This is a genomic window from Streptomyces durmitorensis (genome assembly GCF_023498005.1).
GTDB classification, from domain to species: Bacteria; Actinomycetota; Actinomycetes; order Streptomycetales; family Streptomycetaceae; genus Streptomyces; species Streptomyces durmitorensis.
Map to the genome: position 1 here is coordinate 1564428 of NZ_CP097289.1, position 18162 is coordinate 1582589.

Annotated in this window: 16 protein-coding genes; 9 read left to right on the forward strand and 7 right to left on the reverse strand. The window is 70.0% G+C overall.

Features of this window, described 5'->3' with window-relative positions; genetic code table 11:
* Window positions 1-1137 carry a sulfite oxidase gene (locus tag M4V62_RS07270; protein ID WP_249586403.1) on the forward strand — a complete coding sequence of 379 codons (1137 nt, stop codon included), beginning with the start codon at window positions 1-3 and terminating at the stop codon, window positions 1135-1137.
* 61 nt (window positions 1138-1198) lie between these two features.
* On the opposite strand, the gene M4V62_RS07275 is transcribed toward M4V62_RS07270, so the two are convergent.
* Window positions 1199-1624, reverse strand: coding sequence for a MarR family winged helix-turn-helix transcriptional regulator (locus M4V62_RS07275; protein WP_249586404.1), 426 nt, complete (start codon window positions 1622-1624; stop codon window positions 1199-1201).
* 121 nt (window positions 1625-1745) lie between these two features.
* Between M4V62_RS07275 and M4V62_RS07280 the strand changes: the two genes are divergently transcribed.
* The 3 genes from M4V62_RS07280 (at window position 1746) to M4V62_RS07290 (ending at window position 5924) form a co-directional block, all read left to right on the forward strand.
* Window positions 1746-3263 carry an MFS transporter gene (locus M4V62_RS07280; RefSeq protein ID WP_249586405.1) on the forward strand — a complete coding sequence of 506 codons (1518 nt, stop codon included), beginning with the start codon at window positions 1746-1748 and terminating at the stop codon, window positions 3261-3263.
* Between the two features lie 67 nt (window positions 3264-3330).
* The gene (locus M4V62_RS07285; RefSeq protein WP_249586406.1) at window positions 3331-4167 is read left to right on the forward strand and encodes a maleylpyruvate isomerase family mycothiol-dependent enzyme; all 837 of its coding nucleotides are present in this window, start codon (window positions 3331-3333) and stop codon (window positions 4165-4167) included.
* A 476-nt stretch (window positions 4168-4643) separates the two neighbouring features.
* Window positions 4644-5924: a YeeE/YedE family protein gene (locus M4V62_RS07290; protein ID WP_249586407.1), complete on the forward strand. Its 1281-nt coding sequence runs from the start codon at window positions 4644-4646 to the stop codon at window positions 5922-5924.
* 212 nt (window positions 5925-6136) lie between these two features.
* Here the strand turns inward: M4V62_RS07290 and M4V62_RS07295 are convergent, their stop codons facing one another.
* Window positions 6137-6739, reverse strand: coding sequence for a TetR/AcrR family transcriptional regulator (locus M4V62_RS07295; protein ID WP_249586408.1), 603 nt, complete (start codon window positions 6737-6739; stop codon window positions 6137-6139).
* Between the two features lie 213 nt (window positions 6740-6952).
* Between M4V62_RS07295 and M4V62_RS07300 the strand changes: the two genes are divergently transcribed.
* From M4V62_RS07300 to M4V62_RS07315, 4 genes are all read left to right on the forward strand, one after another.
* Window positions 6953-8326 carry an MFS transporter gene (locus M4V62_RS07300; RefSeq protein WP_249586409.1) on the forward strand — a complete coding sequence of 458 codons (1374 nt, stop codon included), beginning with the start codon at window positions 6953-6955 and terminating at the stop codon, window positions 8324-8326.
* Window positions 8319-9284, forward strand: coding sequence for a D-2-hydroxyacid dehydrogenase family protein (locus M4V62_RS07305; RefSeq protein WP_249586410.1), 966 nt, complete (start codon window positions 8319-8321; stop codon window positions 9282-9284). Before M4V62_RS07300 ends, M4V62_RS07305 begins: the two co-directional genes overlap by 8 nt.
* Before the next feature lie 50 nt (window positions 9285-9334).
* Window positions 9335-10264 (forward strand): MBL fold metallo-hydrolase, encoded by a 930-nt coding sequence (locus M4V62_RS07310; protein WP_249586411.1) that lies wholly within the window; start codon window positions 9335-9337, stop codon window positions 10262-10264.
* 391 nt (window positions 10265-10655) lie between these two features.
* Window positions 10656-11483, forward strand: coding sequence for an MBL fold metallo-hydrolase (locus tag M4V62_RS07315; protein ID WP_249586412.1), 828 nt, complete (start codon window positions 10656-10658; stop codon window positions 11481-11483).
* Window positions 11484-11501: 18 nt separating this feature from the next.
* Here M4V62_RS07315 and M4V62_RS07320 read toward each other — a convergent pair whose 3' ends face one another.
* The 3 genes from M4V62_RS07320 to M4V62_RS07330 all read right to left on the reverse strand — a co-directional run bounded on the left by M4V62_RS07320 (window position 11502) and on the right by M4V62_RS07330 (window position 15751).
* Window positions 11502-12653 carry a M20 family metallopeptidase gene (locus M4V62_RS07320; protein ID WP_249586413.1) on the reverse strand — a complete coding sequence of 384 codons (1152 nt, stop codon included), beginning with the start codon at window positions 12651-12653 and terminating at the stop codon, window positions 11502-11504.
* Window positions 12650-14074: an aldehyde dehydrogenase family protein gene (locus M4V62_RS07325; protein ID WP_249586414.1), complete on the reverse strand. Its 1425-nt coding sequence runs from the start codon at window positions 14072-14074 to the stop codon at window positions 12650-12652. The genes M4V62_RS07320 and M4V62_RS07325 overlap by 4 nt, the downstream gene beginning before the upstream one ends.
* Before the next feature lie 111 nt (window positions 14075-14185).
* Complete coding sequence (locus M4V62_RS07330) at window positions 14186-15751, reverse strand: GMC family oxidoreductase (protein WP_249586415.1); 1566 nt, start codon at window positions 15749-15751, stop codon at window positions 14186-14188.
* Window positions 15752-15889: 138 nt separating this feature from the next.
* Here M4V62_RS07330 and M4V62_RS07335 point away from each other — a divergent pair, with 138 nt between their 5' ends.
* Entirely contained in the window at window positions 15890-16438 is a 549-nt protein-coding gene (locus tag M4V62_RS07335) for a GbsR/MarR family transcriptional regulator (protein WP_249586416.1), read from the forward strand.
* Window positions 16439-16841: 403 nt separating this feature from the next.
* Here M4V62_RS07335 and M4V62_RS07340 read toward each other — a convergent pair whose 3' ends face one another.
* Both M4V62_RS07340 and M4V62_RS07345 read right to left on the reverse strand, forming a co-directional pair.
* Window positions 16842-17051, reverse strand: a complete 210-nt coding sequence (locus M4V62_RS07340; protein WP_383823626.1) for an EF-hand domain-containing protein — start codon at window positions 17049-17051, stop codon at window positions 16842-16844.
* A 158-nt stretch (window positions 17052-17209) separates the two neighbouring features.
* Window positions 17210-18112 (reverse strand): IS3 family transposase, encoded by a 903-nt coding sequence (locus tag M4V62_RS07345; protein ID WP_347277025.1) that lies wholly within the window; start codon window positions 18110-18112, stop codon window positions 17210-17212.
* Between the last annotated feature and the right edge of the window lie 50 nt (window positions 18113-18162).

Here is an 18162-nt window from a genome sequence, read left to right on the forward strand (position 1 = left end):
ATGGAACGGAGGCACGGATCCGGCACCCCCCTCGGCGAGGTCAGCACGCCGGGACGCGTCGCCGCCGCCGGTGAAGGCATCAGCGAGGAGGAGCTGGCGCTCGCGGCACGCAATCACGGCCTGCCGCTGGAGGCCCTGCGCCATGACGTCACCCCGCCCGGCCTCCACTATCTGCTGACCCATTACGACATCCCCGCGGTCGACGCGGACACGTGGCGGCTCACCGTGGGCGGGCGGGTCCGTACCCCCCTGGAACTGGGCCTCGCCGAACTTCAGGCGCTGCCGGCCGTCACTCACCGGGTCACGATGGAGTGCGCGGGCAACGGCCGCGCCCGGCTGAGCCCGCGCCCGGTCAGCCAGCCCTGGCTGGTGGAGGCGGTGGGTACGGCCGACTGGACGGGCGTGCCGCTGCGGACGGTGCTCGCCCGAGCGGGGGTCGACGACGGCGCCGTCGAAGCCGTGTTCACGGGCGCGGACCACGGAGTCGAGCGCGGCGTCGAGCAGGACTACCGGCGCAGCCTGCCACTCCCCGTGGACGCGGACGTGCTGCTCGCGTACGCGATGAACGGCGGGCCGCTGCCGCCCCAACACGGTTACCCGCTGCGGCTCGTGGTCCCCGGCTGGTACGGCATGGCGCACGTCAAATGGCTCCGCGCCATCGAGCTGGTCGACACGCCGTTCACCGGCTTCCAGCAGGCCGTGGCGTACCGGTTCCGGCAGTCCCCCGACGACCCCGGCGAGCCCGTCACCCGGATCGCCCCGCGCGCCCTGCTGATCCCGCCCGGCTTCCCGGACTTCATGTCACGCGTACGGGTCGTGCACCCTGGGCCCGTGGAGCTGGAGGGGCGCGCCTGGTCCGGGTACGGGCCGGTCACCCGGGTCGAGGTCAGCGCCGATGACGGCCGCACGTGGACCGACGCCGAGGTCTCTCCCCGCGGCCCGCACCGCTGGGGGTGGCAGGCCTGGCACACCACCTGGACCGCGGCTGCCGGCCGCCACACCCTGAGCGTCCGGGCGACCGACGCCGACGGCCATGCCCAGCCCCTCGAGCAGCCCTGGAACCGAGGGGGCTTCGGAAACAACCTCGTGCAGCGCGTCCCGGTCCTGTGCCGGCCGCTCCCGGATACGAGGCAGTAGGGCCGCGCGACGGCCGCCCGCGACGGCCGTCCGTGAGCGCCTCCTACCTGCGACGTTTCCGTCACTGGGAGACGAAGACGCGTTCCAGCAGGCTGTGCAGCGTGTCCCGGTCCTGGGCGCTGAGGCGCTCCAGGCCCTCCCGCGTGGCGCTCATCCTGGCGCGGATCGCGTCGGTAACGCGCTCGCCCTCGGCCGTGAGAACGACGTTCTTGACGCGTCGGTCGGAGGGGCTGGGTTCGCGGCGCACCAGGCCGCGCTTCTCCAGCCGGTCGATGATCCCGGTCATGTTCGACGCGTCGCAGGTCAAGGTGTCGGCCAGGGAGCGCATCGCCGCGGGGCCACGGCGCAGCACGGTCAGTGCCTTGCCCTGGCTCGCCGTGAGGTTCTCGCTCGCCGCCGCGAGCGTGAAGTCGCCGTAGTAAGCGCCGAGCGACACCGAGAGCAGCTCCATGAGCCGGCCCGTGTCGGTGCGGGGAGTGCCTGTCATGAGAGTCACTTTACCCCCTGAAAGTTGACTACCTCAAATATCGATGTTTACCTTCGACTCATTGCTTGAGGATCTCAAGCATCAAGGTTGTCAAGTAACTGTTAACTGAGAGAGAAACACCGTGTCCCACGCACACCGCGCCGCGCCCACCCGGGCCTCCGGGCAGACCCTGCTCGTCCTGGCGCTCGGTCTGGCCGCCATGGTCGTCTCGATGATGCAGACCCTGGTCGTCCCGGTGCTGGGCATCATCCAGGACGACCTGAACGCCACCACCGCGAACGTCAGTTGGGTGACCACCGCCACTCTGTTGTCGGCCGCCGTCTTCACCCCGCTGCTCGGCCGCTTCGGCGACCAGCACGGCAAGAAGCCCACCCTCGTCGGCGTCCTGCTCGTGATGATCGCGGGCTCGGTGCTCGCCGCCACCACCAGCTCACTGACGTGGCTGATCATCGGCCGCATCATGCAGGGCGCCGCGACCGCGATCTTCCCGCTCGCCCTCTCCGTCCTGCGGGAGGAGATCAAGCCGGCCAAGCTGCCCGGAGCCATGGCCCTGGTCAGCGGCACGCTCGCCTTCGGCAGCGGGCTCGCGCTGGTCGGTGCCGGACTCCTCACCCAGGGCGCCGCCCCGGACTACCACCGGGTCTTCTGGCTCGCGGTGGTACTCGCCGTCGTGGCCCTTGCCGGAGTGCTGTTCGCCGTGCCCGCCTCCCGGGCGAAAACCGGAGGGCGGACCGACTGGCTGGGCGCCCTGTCCCTCGCGATGCTGCTCGTGCTGCTCCTGCTGCCCATCTCGCAGGGCCACGAGTGGGGCTGGACGTCAGGCCGGACGATCGGCGCCTTCGCCGGAGCGATCGTCATGGCGGGCGTGTGGGTCGCGGTCGAGCGCCGGGTCAAGGAGCCGATGGTGGACATGCGGATGTTCGCCCACCGGCCCGTCCTCTTCACCAACCTGGCCGGGCTGCTCCTCGGGTTCGCGATGTTCGCCCAGTTCATCGGCGTCTCGTACCTCGTGCAGATGCCCGAGAGTGTCGCGGGGTACGGATTCGGTGCCTCGGTGCTCGCCGCCGCCGTCGTCTACCTGCTGCCGACCACGCTCGTCTCCCTCGTGGGTGCCCAGGTCGGAGGGCTGCTCGTGCGCCGGATCGGCGCCCGCTCCACGCTGGCCATCGGCGCCGCCTTCGGTGTGCTCGGCTTCGCCTGGCTGACCGCCGCGCACGGCACCAGCGCCTCGGTGATCGGCGCGGGCATGATCATCGGCCTCGCGATCAGCTTCGGCTACGCCTCCATGCCGGCGCTGATCGTCGCCTCCGTCCCGGCCCACCAGACCGGAATCGCCAACGGAATCAACTCCATCTCCCGCTCGGTGGGCAGCGCCGTCGCGAGCGCCATGATCACCACGCTTCTCGCGTCGAAGACCATCGAGCTGCCCGACGGCATGCCCGCGCTGCCCCAGGAGAGCCAGTTCACGCTGAGCTTCGCCATCGCCGGAGCGGCCTTCGCCCTGGTCGTGGTCGTCGCCCTCATCGGGCTCAAGGCGGCACACGCGCCCCGCGCATCCGCGGTGCGCAAGGTCGCGGCAGCGGAGTCGGCGGAGCCCGCGGAGCCCGCGGGATCGCAGCCTGCCGCCGAACTCGTCTGATCGGACCGGCTGCTGGAGTGCCCGCCGCGCTCGGCGGAACCGCCACCCCTCGGAAAGGCATACCTCGATGAAGACTTCGGACAACGTCGACCACACCCCGGCACGCGTCGACCGTCGAGCGACGGTCGTCGACCACCGCGCGACGGTCGCGGCGGAGACGGCGCGCTTCGTCACGGTGGTCAGGGACGCCGACCTGGCGACCCCCGTGCCCGGCTGCCCCGGCTGGACACTGGCCGACCTGATCAAGCACACCGGCAGCGTCCAGCGCTGGTTCGCCGCTCTGCTCCGGGCGCGCATCCAGGAACCCCCGCGGAGCCGCGAGGTGGACCTGCACCTTCCGGACCAGGAGGACGGATACGCCGACTGGCTGGCCGAGAGCGCGACGGTGGCCGCGGACGCCTTCGCGGCCACCGGCCCCAACCTGCCGATGTGGGCGTGGGGAGCCGACCAGCACGCCCGGTTCTGGGCGCGCCGGATGCTCTTCGAGACCTTGCTGCACCGGGCCGACGCCGAACTGGCGCTCGGCCTGCGGCCCGCGATCGACCGAGCGGTCGCGGTCGACGGCATCGACGAATTCCTCGTCAACCTGCCCTTCGCCGCCTTCTTCGCCCCCCATGTCGTCAACCTGCGCGCCCCCGACAGGACCATCCGCTTCCGCGCCACCGATGGCGACGGCGACGGCAACGGCAACGGCGACGGCGACTGGCTGGTCCACCTGCGCTCCGACGGCTTCGCGCTCGCCACGGCCGACGCGGAGGCAGCTACCGCTGACGCGACGGTCCGGGGAGCCGCCCGCGACCTGCTGCTACTGGTCTACGGCCGCCTGCACCACGACGATGCGGTCCTCTCGCACGAGGGGGACGAGGGCCTCCTGACACACTGGTTCGCCAACTCCGCGTTCTGAGGCCGCAGTCAAGTCGCGGCGGTAGTGACGTGATTGTGGCTCGCGGGGGCCGGGGGGGGGAGGCTGGTCGGGAGGATCCGGTGCGGCGGCGCTCGGCACGGGTGGCGGAGGTCCGTGCCGCAGGGCCACCGGGCCGCAGGGCCCAGCGGCCGGTGGCGTCGCCGAGCGAGCTGGCCTTCGTCGTCCACATTGATTCCCCGCAGTTCGCCCGGCATGGCAGCTCTCTCTATGTGAGACGGCGTTCCGGGATCTTTGCGGGATGCCTAAGGTGGAGCGCATGTTCGGACCCGCTCGTCAGCTCGCTCTCGCGCTCTTCGCGGCCACGCCGTGGAGCGTCGACGACGCGCTCTGTCGCCGCTGACGCCTCGCTCAGCGCCCAGCTCTCCGCTCTCAGCGCCCAGCGCCCAGCTGTCACCTCTCGGCGCTCACGCGACCACCGCCTGTCCGGCCCACCCCTCCCGTTCCCGGAGACCCTCTTGACCACCGCTCCCGATGCCGGGGCGCCGCCCCGGGCCGCCCTGCTCTCCCCTGCCCCCACCTCCGCCTCCGCCCCTCCGGCCGAGGCCTCGCCGCCGGTCCGGCGGGTGCCGCTTGCGGTCGCCGGCGCCATCGGTGTCGCGCTCGCCGGCTACGTCTTCGCGGAGCACGGGGCCAAGCCTGGCGTCCTGCTGCTGCTCGGCATCGGACTCGGGTTCGCCCTGTTCCACTCCCGGTTCGGGTTCACCTCCGCCTGGCGGCAGCTGGTGGCAGTCGGCAACGGCACCGGGCTGCGTGCCCACACCCTGCTGCTCGGCACCACCGCGACGCTCTTCGCCCTGATCATCGGCACCGGCAGCGGCCTGTTCGGTTCCGTGCCCGCCCCCAGCGCCGGGCCGATCGGGGTGGCGCTGCTCATCGGCGCCTTCCTCTTCGCCATCGGCATGCAGCTCGGCGGCGCCTGCGCCTCCGGGACCCTCTTTGCCGTCGGCTCCGGCCAGGGCACCATCGTGCTCACCCTCCTGGGCTTCATCACCGGCTCCACCCTCGCCGCCTGGCAGTTCGGCCTCTGGAACGACCTGCCGGCGCTCGACCCGTACGTACTGTCCGACCACGTCGGCTGGTTCGGCTCCTGGGCAGTGACGATCGCGGCGCTCGCCGCGATCTGGTTCATCGCCCGCACCGTACAGGCCCGCCGCAACCCCCCTCCGATCGGCACCCCGCCGTCGGCGCGCGGCGCCCTCCGCCGTGCGGTCAGGGGCTCGTGGCCGCTGGCAGCGGGGGCCGTGGCGCTGGCGGTGCTCGGCGCCGGCGTACTGCTCGTCTCGGGCGGCGCCTGGGGCGTCACCAGCGCGTTCGCCCTGTGGGGCTCGAAGGTCGTGGACGCACTCGGCGGCACGCCGGAGACCTGGGCGTTCTGGCAACAGCCCGGCAGCGCGGCCCAGTTGTCGGGGCCGGTGCTTGCCGACAAGAACAGCCTCACCGACATCGGCATCATGGTCGGCGCGGCCGTCGCGGCGGCCGCCGGCGGCGTGTGGCAGCTGCACCGCAACATCCCCGCCCGCACAGCGCTCGCCGCCGTCATCGGCGGCATCCTGATGGGCGTCGGCGCCCGCCTCGCCGGCGGCTGCAACATCGGCGCCTACCTGGCCGGCATCGCCTCCGGTTCCCTCCACGGCTGGATCTGGGCAGCCGTGGCCATCCTCGGCACCTGGGCGGGCCTGCGCCTGCGCCCGCTGTTCGGCCTGGGCAACCCGAAGCCGACGGACAGCGTCTGCTGACCTGGCGGCTCCGCTGTCGCCGGTGGATGTCTCCGCTCCCATCCGCACCCGGCGTCGTTTTGGTAGGGGCCCTCCGGAACACGCATGCGTGGGTGCCGGAGTCCCGTCTTCAGGCGTCCGGGGGCCCGTGGCGTGCGGCCGACCGCGACCGAGGGGAGCCGCAGGCCGCCTACTTCTCCCACTAGTTCTCTCTGCGCGGCGCCAGTAGTTCCCTATGCGCGGCGCCAGTTGAGCAGCAGGGCCTCGACCGCCGTGTGCAGAGTGGCTGCGGCCACTCCGTCGCGCAGCTGCGTGGAGAGGCCGAGGAGAAAGCTGTGAATCATGGCGGTCACCCCGTCGACGTCGACGTCGGCATCGAGTTCGCCCGCGGCGACGCCTCGCTCCACGCAGGCCCTGATGCGCACCCGGTCGGCTTCACGCCGTGCCGCGACGGCCGCGCGCACTCCGGCGTACTCCTCTCCCGGCGCCCGCATCGTGCCGGACAGGGCGATGAGACAGCCGGTGGGGTGGGACGCGTCGGCCTGCATGTCGATCGAGCGGTGCAGCAGGCCGGCCACGGCCTCTCGCGGGCTGATCGTCTCGTCCTCGATGACGTCGACAGCACCGCCCGGCCCCTCCATGTAGTGCTCGACGACCTGCTTGAACAGCCCTTCCTTCGATCCGAAGGCGCCGTACAGGCTCGCGGAGGACAGCCCGGTGGCAGCTCGCAGCTGTGCCAGCGATGTCGCTTCGTAGCCCTGCTCCCAGAACAGCAGCATCGCGGCCTCCAGTACGGCCTCCATGTCGAAGGCGCGGGGACGGCCGGCTGACGGCATAGGGACCTCCTGCGTCACGAGACGAGCGGCTCCGGCATGGGGAGCGCTCCGCTGCCTCCCATATTGGACCAACCGCTCCACAAAACGCCAAGTGTCGGAGTTTCCGAGCGGCGACGGCCCGCAGCGACAGGCCCGCAGTGACTCTGATCACTTTTGGATCAATCGATCTAAAACTCCTTGACCAGCACGTCCCCCCAGGGCGAACATTCCGGCATGAACGATCCAGAATTCAGAAAGGACGTCGCAGACGCCCGCTCCCCGCTGAGCCGCGCGATGGTCCTGTTGCTGGCGGTGACGTGTGGCGCGGCGGTCGCGAACATCTATTACGCCCAGCCGTTGCTGCCCGTCGTCTCCAAGGCGCTGGGGGTCTCCGAAGGGGCCGGAGGCCTGATCGTCACCTCTTCGCAGATCGGCTACGCGCTCTCGCTGGCACTTCTGGTGCCCCTGGGTGACGTACTGGAGCGGCGCCGTCTTGTGAGCGGGCTGCTCGCCCTGAGCGCTGTCGCTCTCCTCGGTGCGGCGGCCTCCCCCTCGCTGGGGGCGCTGTACGCCTCGGTCGCGCTGGTCGGGGTGGCCTCCGCCGTGGCGCAGATCGTGGTGCCGATGGCCGCCTCTCTGGCCGCCGACCACGAACGCGGCGCAGTGGTGGGAACGGTCATGAGCGGCCTGCTCATCGGCATCATGCTCGCGCGAACGGTTGCCGGGGTGCTGGCCGAATTCGGGGACTGGCGGCTGGTGTTCGTCTTCGCGGCGGGCGTCATGGTGGTCCTTGCGATCACCCTGCGCCTGGTCCTGCCTCTCGTACCGCCGGCCGCGAAGACGCCCTACCCCCGGCTGCTGCACTCGGTGGTGACTCTGGTGCGCACCGAGTCGCTGCTGCGCAGGCGCATGGCTCTGGCCGCGGTCGGCATGGGCGGCTTCACGGTCCTGTGGACCGCCTCGTCGTTCCTCCTGGCCGGCCCCGCCTACGGGTACGGACCGGCGGTCATCGGCCTGTTCGGCCTGGTCGGCGTCGTCGGGGCCGCGGCCGCGTCGGTGGCCGGCCGCCTTGCGGACCGCGGTCGCGCCCGCCAGGTGACAACAGGCGGGCTGATCGTACTGACGGGCAGCTGGGGCGTGCTCGTCTTCGCCGATCGAGGAGGCCCGCTCGGTCTGAGCGCGCTGATGGCCGGCATCGTGGCACTCAACCTGGCACAGCAGGCACTGCTGATCAGCCACCAGAGCGTCCTGTACCGCCGCATCCCGCACGCACGCAGCCGGGTCACCACAGCGCTCATGGTCTCCGCCTTCGCCGGCAGCACCGTCGCTTCCGCCCTGACAGCCGCGCTGTATCCGCTCGTTGGCTGGGCAGGGGTCTCCGCGCTCGGAGCGGTGATCGCACTGATCGGCCTCGCGATCTGGTCCCTGGAACTGCTCCGCCCGAGCCCCGCGGACCCGGTCGCCGGCCCGCCGGCGGACGAAAACGTCCACACGCCCCGCACCTCTGGCGCGAGCGCGAACCGCACCCGCGCATCTGGCGCGAGGGCGAACCGCACCCACGCACTCGCCGACGCCGACGCAGACGCCGAGGAGACCGCTCATGCCTGAGATCCGCCGAGTGGCGATCCTGGACGACTACCAGCGCACGGCACACCGCTACGCCGCCTGGGACTCCCTGCCCGAAGGCACCCAACTCACCTACTTCTCCGCGCACTTGGACGGCCCCGAGGAGGTGACAGCCGCGCTGCAGCCATTCGACGTGGTCGTGGCCATGCGCGAGCGGACTCCCTTCCCCGCCGAAGTGCTCGACAGGCTGCCCAACCTGCGCCTGCTGGTGACGACCGGCCCCGCCAACGCGGCCATCGACACGGCCGCGGCCGCGCGGCGCGGAATCGTGGTGTCCGGTACCCGCGCCGCGGGCCTGACCTCGACGGCCGAGCTGACATGGGGACTCCTGCACGCCCTGACCCGCTCACTCCCCGCCGAGGACCGCAACTTGCGCGAGGGCGCTTGGCAGCAGACCGTGGGTCGCGACCTGCACGGCGCCCGCCTGGGCGTCATCGGCCTTGGCGGCGTGGGCAGTCGCGTGGCCCAGGTCGGGGTCGCCTTCGGCATGGACGTCGTCGCCTGGAGCACGCACCTCGATCCCGAGCACGCGAAAGCACTGGACGTCACCCCCGTCAGCAAACGGGAACTGCTGACCACCTCGGACGTGGTGACGCTCCACGTCCGACTCTCCCCACGCACCGTCGGCCTCATCGGTATCGACGAACTCGCCCTCATGCGGCCGGACGCGCTGCTGATCAACACCTCCCGGGCACCCGTCGTCGACGAGCAGGCACTGCTGGCAGCGCTGCACGCCGGAACGGTGGGCGGCGCTGCCCTGGACGTCCACTTCACCGAGCCACTGCCCACCGATTCACCATGGCGCGGCGCTCCACGGACCGTCCTCACCCCACACCTGGGCTACGTCACCGCCGACGCCTACGAGATCTTCTACCGCGACGCACTCGGCGACATCCTCGCCTACGCCGCAGACGAACCGGTCCGCCTGCTCACGCCATGAGCGGACCACGCACCACCACCCCCACACACGAACAAGGAAAGGAACCCACCATGCCCACCACGCCCACCACGCCCACCGGCGAGCAGACCACCACCGCCCACCCGCAGCACGCTCCCACCGACGATTCGGGGGGCCGCCTGCCCCGCCTGTGGACACGGACCCTGGGCGACCTCACCCTCACCTACGTCCCCGACGCCGGCGTCCACATGATCCCCACCCGGGTCTATCCCGCCTCCGCCGACGAGGACTGGACGGACCACGGTCCCCACATGACGGACGCGGGCCACCTGGCCATGGGATGCGGCGCGCTGCTCGTCGAGCGTCGCGGGAAGCGCCTGCTCCTGGACGCCGGCCACGGCCGCATCTCGGGTGAGGACCCCGAACACTTCCAACACGGCTTCGACCACGTACAGACCCTGCCCGATCACCTTCAACGCCTGGGCGTCGATCCGGCCGCTCTGGAGACGGTCGCCTTCACCCACCTGCACGACGACCACACGGGATGGGCCCGGCCGGACGCCGTCGACGACCCGCGCAGCCTGTTCCCCAACGCGCGCTGGGTCGTCGGGGAAGGAGAACTGCAGGGACTGAACCCCGCCTCCGGCCCACGGCTCGCCGGACAGAGCGAACGGACCACAGCTGTCGCCGACGGTACAGAGATCGCGGAGGGAGTACGTGCCTGGGCGCTGCCCGGTCACACCACCGGGCACACAGCCTGGATCCTTGACACCGGTGACGGCCGCCGGATCGTGGCCTTCGGCGACGCCATGCACTCTCCCGTCCAGATCGAGCATCCCGACTGGGAAGTCGTCCTCGACCACGACCGCGCCCAGGCCGAGCACTCACGTCGCCGACTCGTGGAATTCCTGGCCAAGAGCGACGTCTTCGGCTTCGGCGTGCACTTCGCCGACCAGCAACTCGGCACCGTCGACGACACCGGCCACTGGCGCCCTTGGGACGACGAGACAGACAACCGGTAAGCCTCACACCCACAGCGGCCTCGACATGAAGCCCCGCAAGGACGGCCGCGACGCGGCCGTCCTTGTCCACGGCCCGCAGCCACTCGTAAGTGTGCCGCGCACGTTGGGGATGCGGCGAGAGAGCACGAGAACATCAGCTGCCGCACCGCAGGTGGCGATTCCTTTCGCAACTCGGACTCAAGGAACGAGCCGAAGCACATCAACGCGCGGCGGCAGGCTTCGCGACCCTGCGTGGCCGGCGTCCGGTTCGCCATTGCCGTCGAGAGTGGCGTGCGTCAGACTTTCTGGCAGGTATTTCGCGGTAAACCGTGGCTGGGGGTTCGATCTTGAGCAGGAGAGGCGACCCGGCGCCGGTCGAGGCGCGGCTGCAGAGCACAAACGGAGGAGCCCCATGCTGAAGCAGGTCGCGGAAGGTGTACTGATCCACCAGAGCGAGTTACTCCAGAACAACACTGTTGTCGTGCAGGGCAGGGGCGGCGTGTTACTCATAGACGCCGGGATAACAGGCGATGAAATGTCCTGCCTGGCGAACGACCTTCGTGAGTTGAGCCAGCCCGTCATCGCAGGATTCTCGACGCATCCTGATTGGGATCACGTCCTCTGGCATGCCGACCTTGGCAAAGCCCCTCGTTACGGTACAGCGCGCTGCGCGTCCTACATGCAGGATCTGCTGTCGAACGCGGACTGGAGGGCCCGCGTCACCGATGGATTACCGCCGGAAATCGCCGAGGAAACACCGCTGGACCTGTTCGGCCTCATTACGGGTCTGCCAGCTGAAACTGCGCATATTCCATGGGATGGCCCCAAGGTCCGGATTATTGAGCATCCGGCGCATGCCCCGGGCCACGCGGCGCTTTTGATCGAAGAACGCAGGGTTCTCGTCGCCGGCGACATGCTCTCCGATCTCTTCATTCCGATGCTCGACGACACTGCCGACCCGATGGAGGACTACCTCGTCGGACTGCGTCTGCTCGAGGCCGTGGCGGACGACGTCGATGTCCTCATTCCCGGTCACGGGTCCGTCGGTATAGCTGATCAGGTACGCGCAAGGATCAAGCAGGATCGCGCGTACGTGGACGCCCTGCGTGACGCCCATGTTCCGAACGACCCACGGATCGGCCCATCGGTCAAGCCCGGCTGGGAGTGGGTGAACGACATACACGAAGGGCAATTCCAGCGCCTCGCCCAGAGAAGTGCGCGCGACGAGACGCCCGACTAGAAATGATCGGGTGGGTGGTCACGACGCGCGGTCGGACATTGCGGCGAGGTCGGCCGCGGTCCAAGCCATCGCGATGGCGCCGTCGAGGACTGCGCGGTCGGCGGCCGGTGTGATGCACGCGGCCGTGAACTCGCGCTGGTGGTTGACCGCGGGCACGCAGTCGAGGCCGAGCATGGGATGGATCGTGCGTACGGCGTGGGAGACGTTGCCCATGTCGGTGGCGGCTCCGACGACGGCGCCACCGGGCAGGTCCAGGAAAGTGCGGCCCAGGGCCTCGGCGTTGGCCCGGTACAGAGCCAGCATCGCGGGGTCGGGGCGCAGGTCGGCGTAGTCGGGGCCGACGGGGCTCACGGTCAGTTCGCACCCCGTGGCCAGCGCACCGGCCTCGAAACAGCGCGCCACACGGGCTTTGAGGGGGGCGAGCGCCGCCAGGGTGTCCGAGCGGACGATCCAGCGGCCGCGGCTGGTATCAGGGATGACGTTCGCCGCGCTGCCTGCTTCGGTGACGATGCCTTGGATGCGGTCCGCGCCCGTGGTCTGCTGACGCAGCAGTCCGATGGCCACCTGGGCGACGGTCATGGCGTCGGCGGCGTTGACTCCGCGCTCGGGGTAGGCGCCCGCGTGCGCGGGCGTGCCGCGATAGCGAATGTCGAACTGGGAGACCGCGGTGCCGGGCATGGCATCCATCTCGGCGGCTGCGGGGTGCACCATCATGGCGGCATCCAGTCCGTCGAAGGCTCCGCGTTCGAGCATCAGGATCTTGCCGCCGCCACCTTCCTCGGCCGGTGTCCCGAGCACGGTGACCGTCAGTCCGAGGTCCTCGGCGATTCCGGCAAGACCCAGTCCGGCGCCCACCGCGGCCGCGGCGATGATGTTGTGCCCGCAGGCATGGCCGATCTCCGGCAGCGCGTCGTACTCCGCGCAGATGGCGAGGTGCAGGCGCCCGGATCCCACAGTGGCGCGGACCGCGGTGGGCATGCCGTAGCAGCCGTGCTCGACGTCGAAGCCGGCCGCGCTCAGGTGCTGGGCGACCCAGGCGCTGGCACGGACCTCTTCGAAGGCCAGTTCCGGATGGGCGTGGATGCGATGGGAGAGGTCCACCAGGTCGCGCTCCGCAGCCCGGATCCGCTTCCGAATGAGGGGCTTGGGGTCCATCGGCGCGGCTTTCACGACGCGGTCCTGGCGGCGATGTGGACGGAGGCCGGGCGGGTGGCGGCGTCGTAGGCCGCTCTCGCACCGGTGGCGCCCATGCCGCTGTCGCCGGCCGGTTCGTAGAGGCGTTCGGGGCCGCCGCCCTGCCACTGATTGATCCAGACGACGCCCGCGGGGATCCGGGTGGCTGCGGCCACATGGTCGGGGTCGCGGGTGTAGACGGTGGCCGCGAGGCCGAAGCGGGACCGGGCTGCACGCTCCAGCCCTTCCTCGAAGGAGGAGACGACCACGACAGGGGCGAGCGGTCCGAAGGTCTCCTCGGTCATCACCAGCATCGAGTCGTCGACGCCGGTCAGCACCGTGGCCGGGTAGAAGAAGCCCTTGCTGTCCGGTTCGACTCCCCCCGCACGGACCGTCGCACCGCGCTCGACGGCCTCGGCGACATGCCTGCGGACCGTGTCGCGCTGCCGCTCGTCGACCAGGGGTCCCATCATGACGCCCTCGTCGTGACCGTCGCCGACGGTGTACGTCCCCGCCGCCTCCACCAGGGCTTCGACGAACTCCGCGGCGATGTCCTGGTGCACGTATATGCGCTCCATGGACGTACAGATCTGCCCGGTGTTGATGAAGGCACCGAACGCCACTGCTTTCGCTGTCGCGCCGGGGTCGACGCCGGCGTCGACGACGACGGGGTCCTTGCCGCCGAGTTCGAGGACGGCGCGGTGCAGCAGCTTGCCGGTTCCCGCGCCGACCTTCCGGCCGGCCCCGACGGATCCGGTGAAGTGCACGAGTTGGATGTCCGCGTGCTCGGCCAGCGGCGCTCCGGCACACGCGTCGCCGAGCACGAGGTTGACCACGCCGGGCGGCAGGTCGAGCAGTTCGAAGAGCCGCACGGCCGACAACGGCGATCGTTCGGAGGGTTTGACGACGACGGTGTTGCCGGCGGCCAGCATCGGGCCGAGCGCACCGAGCACCATGGCGACGGGGAAGTTCCACGGCGTGATCACCGCGGTGGCCCCCAGCGGATGGCGCAGGAGCTTCGTGGCGCTGCCGTCGGGATGGCTGATGTTCTCCTCGAAGCCGTACGACAGCGCCTGGGCCGCGGACGCTTTGAGGCCGACAACCGCCCCGTCGATGAATGTACGGCCGACGCCGACCGGCTTGCCCATCTCCCGGCACTCCAGGTCGGCGAGTTCGTCCGCGTACTCGGCGACGGTGTCGGCCCACGCCGAGATGTGTGCGACGCGTTCGGTCACGGGCAGGGCAGCCCACGCGGGCTGCGCCTTCACCGCGGCGGCCACGGCCCGGTCCACGTCGGCCCGACAGCCGCCGGGCAGGCGGGCGATGACGTCCTCGGTCGCGGGGTTGACGACGTCGAGCAGCGTGTCCTCGAAGGAATCCCCCCAGACGCCGCCGGTCAGGTTCTGCAAGGTCTTCATCGGAATCTCCTTCATGTGAAGACGCGGCGGCGCGCCCACCTCGGTCGAGCAAGCGGTGCCGTGTCACGAGCGTGTCGAGTCACGAGCGTGCCGTGTCACGAGCGTGCCGAGTCAGGCGATGCGGTCGGCCATGAGTTCGCCCGCCATGATCGTGGCCAGGTTCGTGTTGGCCCGGGGCACGGACGGGAAGACCGAGGCGTCGACCACGTACAGGCCCTCGACGCCGAGGACGCGGCACTCGCTGTCCACGACGGTGGCGGGGTCGTCGGTCGGGCCCATGCGGCAGGTGCTGGTGCCGTGTTGGGCGTCCATGGCCGTCGTCAGCAGGTAGTCGTCGAGGCCGCTGTCGCTGTCCAGGACGGAGAACAGTGCCGCGTTCTCCTTCTCCAGCGATCCTTCCGTGATGGCTGCCGTCTCGGGTCGGCGCGCCAGGTCGACGAGCGCCCGTAGGCCGTGGCGCATGCGGCGGAGGTCCCGTTCGTCGGACAGCATCCGCTGCCGCACCAGCGGCTGGTCGTAGGGGTCGGTGGACGCCAACGTCAGGACGCCCCGGGAGTGGTTCTGGTTCATCCACACTCCGAACGCCCCGGAAGCGGTGGTGGTTGTGGCGGCGGCCATCGCCAGCACGTTCTGGTTGAGCGAGACGAACATCAGGTCGTTGTCGGGGGCGTCGTCGCCGCTGGTCCACCGGACGCAGACGTTGGTGTGCCGGTCGTGCGGCGTCTTGACCGCCGCCGACTCGCGCAGCGGGATCGACACCAGCGCCATCGGGTGGTCCTGCATGCCGTGGCCCACCGGCAGGTCGTGGCGCACGTCGATGCCGAGCGCGCGCAGGTGCGACGCGGGTCCGATGCCCGAGCGCATGAGGATGCCGGGTGAGTGGATGACGCCGGCGCTGAGCACGACCGTGTCGGCGTACTCGGTCGTCGTCGCCTCTCCGTCGACGAGCAGCCGGACCCCCACCGCCCGGTTCCCGGCGAACACCACCTTCTCCACCAGGGCGTCGCCCAGGACGGTCAGCGTGCCCAACTCCCGGGCCTGTTCCAGGTACGCGTCGTTGACCGACACCCGGCACCCGCCCCGCGAGTTGATCGGATAGGGCGAAACCCCGCGCGAGGAAGGGGCGTTGACATCCGCGGCCCAGCCGAACCCCGCCGCGAGGGCGGAGCGGGACAGCGCGGTGTCGACCCCACCCCACTCGTCCTGCGGCGTCCGGTGGATCGGTGTCGGTCCACCGCGGCCGTGATACGGCTCGTCACCGAACTGCTCGTCGTCCTCCAGCTTCGCGAAGTACGGCAGGACATCCGCCGGGGACCAGCCCGTACACCCGAGCCCGCTCCAGTCCTCGAAGTCAGCCATGGGGGGCCGGATCGCGATCTGCCCGTTGATCGACGAACTGCCGCCGACACCCCTGCCGCGCCAGTACGGCGCTTGCGTCTGCGATTCGGTGCGCGAGGAATTCAGGCCCGTCCACAGCAGCCCCTCGGCCGCGGTGGGGTTCATCAGCGCGACCGCCGGATTGGGTGAGCGCCACGCCTCGTGCATCTGCGCCGAACGGTAGTCGGGGCCGGCCTCCACGAGGAGGACTCGCTTGCCCTTCTCCGCCGAGCGCGCCGCGAGCGCGGCACCCGCGGATCCCGCACCCACCACAATGACGTCCCAGCTCGTGCTCGTCATGCTGCTTCTCCCGCCGTAGGGCGAACTCAGGGCGATCTGACGTGGCCTAGGTATCGGGCCGGAGAGCTTGTAATATCGACCTTGCAGTGAGTTCAGTCAAGACTGAATGTTCATCTTCTACTGACTTCCAGGAGTTCCGTGTCCGATCAGGGCGGCCAGGCGACCGAGCACGGCACAGACAACTCGCAGGACTCACACGACTCACACAACGCGACCGATGCACTGGTCGAGGAGTTCGGCACCCACGTCGGCAGAGCCATGGGCTGGCCGCGCATGGCAGGCCGCGCCGCAGGCCTGCTGATGCTGAGCGACAAGCCACTGACCCTCGCCCAACTCCAGGAAGCCCTGGACGCCAGCAAGGGATCGGCCTCGGAGATGACGCGACTGCTCATCGCCAACGGCACCGTGGAGCGCTACAAGGAGGCAGGAGCGCGGCACTTCGTCTACCGGTGGCGCGACGACGCCTGGGTCGGCTGCCTGCGCCACATCGTGGCCGCAACCACCGAACTGCGCGAACTCGCCGCGCACGCACAGGACCGCGGCGCCGACAGGTCCGCCAACATGTCCGAGGAACAGCGTGGGCGGCTGCGCGACATGCACGACTACTACCGCTTCATGGTGGGGCACCTGGAGTCGATGCTGGCGGAGTACACCGCGACCTGGACGGCGAGCAAAGACCGGCCGTGACAACCGGCCGAGCCCCATGGGAGCACGGGAAGCGGCTCTCCGCTCCCGAAAAGCCCCCACAACGAAGTAGGGGCCACCCGAAGGTGACCCCTACCTGCGACGTTTCCGTCGGGACGACAGGATTTGAACCTGCGACCCTTGACCCCCAGTCAGGCGCGCGATTCCGGTTCGGAGTTCTGAAGCGCCATTGACGGTCGTACGACGCCGTACGCGGAACTACGGCGACGCTGAGACACCTGAAGCGGCAAGTCCGCAGCATGCCGCTTGAACTGCGCGGATGGTTTTCTCGGCAGGGGCAGTGCTCCCGCTTCGCACTGCCACTCGAGAGCGCCCGGAGAACGGAAAGAGGCCGTTCGCAAACGGCCTCTCATCTCTGCGCCCACTTGACCTCAGCCGAGTGCTGTCAGGCGTCCTGCATCGGTGCCCAGAACTCTTCGAAGGACATGGTGCCGTCGCCGTCCGTGTCCAGCACGTCGATGAACCGCTGCGCCTGCTCGTCGGTGAGGTGCTCGCCGTTCAACTCTGCGACGACCTGCCGGTACTCCTTGGCCGTGATCTGGCCGTCGCCGTCGAGGTCGTACCGGTCGAAGACCTTGCGTGCGGCCGCTTGCATGTCCACCACGTGAGTTCGCCTTTCCTTGTGATGTTCGGAGCGCCCAGGCTAGCGGTCACGCCAGCCTGGGTCGTACGAGATGTTCGCACGCTACTGCGCGCCATCAGCGAGGGAAGCCCTGGGGGCCATCCGTGGCTTGGACGGTGAAGGGCGTGTTACTAAGACTTTGTCCTGTGTGGTGAGGCGGAGTAGTACCTCACCATGGTTGTCAATCCCCTGGTTCCGTAGAGACGTTGGTTATGCGGCCCGGCCTTCCTGGTCGGTCCGCGCTCGCGCTTCCTGGATGATCCGTTCGAACTCGACGGTGGCTTCCCGGCGGCCACGCTGTGACGGCGTTTCGTGTTGTAGAAGTCCGCGATCCATGTGGCGGTCTTCAGCCGGGCCTCGGTGCAGGTGGCGAAGGTATGCCGGTGGATGTACTCGACCTTGAGGACCGAGTGGAACGACTCCGCGGCGGCGTTGTCCAGCGCCGACCCGACGCGCCCCACCGACTGCACCACGCCCCAGCGGCCACACAGCTGCTGGAACGCCTCGGACGTGTATCCGCTGCCGCGGTCCGTGTGGAAGATGACGCCGCCGACCTGGCCGCCTCGGGTCGCGATCGCCATCTGCAGGGCGGCGCCGACCAGCGCGGCATCGTGCCGCGCGCCCATCGCGTAGCCAAGAGCGCGGCGGGAGAACGCGTCGTGCACGGATGCGAGGTATAGCTTGCCCTCGCCGGTCTCGATCTCCGTCATATCGCCCCACCACAAGACGTTGGGCGCGATGGCGTCGAACTTGCGCCGCACCAGGTCAGTAGCAGTCGTCCGCTTGCCGGGGCGGGTGAGCGAGCGGCGTCGGCGAGGCGGCTTGCGGCCCTGCAGGCCGAGTTCCGCCATGATCTCGGCGACGGTGTTATGCGACATCTGCCAGCCCTCCTCCCATAAATCCAGCGTGATCCTCGGCGAGCCGTCGTCCGGCCGGAGCGATCGAAGAAGCAGCGGATCCGCTCGGCCAGCTCTGCGCGTCTGATCTCGCGTCTTGTCGGCTCGGACGGCCTGCGGCGCCACTTGTAGAACCACGCCTCCGACACGCCTAGGGCCCGACAGGAGGTACGGTGCGAAATGCTGTG

Bases quoted from the DNA above. Each gene is read 5' to 3' on its own strand.
- M4V62_RS07270 (WP_249586403.1), top strand. From the start codon at position 1: ATGGAACGGAGGCACGGATCCGGCACCCCCCTCGGCGAGGTCAGCACG.
- M4V62_RS07275 (WP_249586404.1), bottom strand. From the start codon at position 1,624: ATGACAGGCACTCCCCGCACCGACACGGGCCGGCTCATGGAGCTGCTC.
- M4V62_RS07285 (WP_249586406.1), top strand. From the start codon at position 3,331: ATGAAGACTTCGGACAACGTCGACCACACCCCGGCACGCGTCGACCGT.
- M4V62_RS07295 (WP_249586408.1), bottom strand. From the start codon at position 6,739: ATGCCGTCAGCCGGCCGTCCCCGCGCCTTCGACATGGAGGCCGTACTG.
- M4V62_RS07300 (WP_249586409.1), top strand. From the start codon at position 6,953: ATGAACGATCCAGAATTCAGAAAGGACGTCGCAGACGCCCGCTCCCCG.
- M4V62_RS07305 (WP_249586410.1), top strand. From the start codon at position 8,319: ATGCCTGAGATCCGCCGAGTGGCGATCCTGGACGACTACCAGCGCACG.
- M4V62_RS07310 (WP_249586411.1), top strand. From the start codon at position 9,335: ATGCCCACCACGCCCACCACGCCCACCGGCGAGCAGACCACCACCGCC.
- M4V62_RS07315 (WP_249586412.1), top strand. From the start codon at position 10,656: ATGCTGAAGCAGGTCGCGGAAGGTGTACTGATCCACCAGAGCGAGTTA.
- M4V62_RS07325 (WP_249586414.1), bottom strand. From the start codon at position 14,074: ATGAAGACCTTGCAGAACCTGACCGGCGGCGTCTGGGGGGATTCCTTC.
- M4V62_RS07330 (WP_249586415.1), bottom strand. From the start codon at position 15,751: ATGACGAGCACGAGCTGGGACGTCATTGTGGTGGGTGCGGGATCCGCG.
- M4V62_RS07340 (WP_383823626.1), bottom strand. From the start codon at position 17,051: ATGCAAGCGGCCGCACGCAAGGTCTTCGACCGGTACGACCTCGACGGC.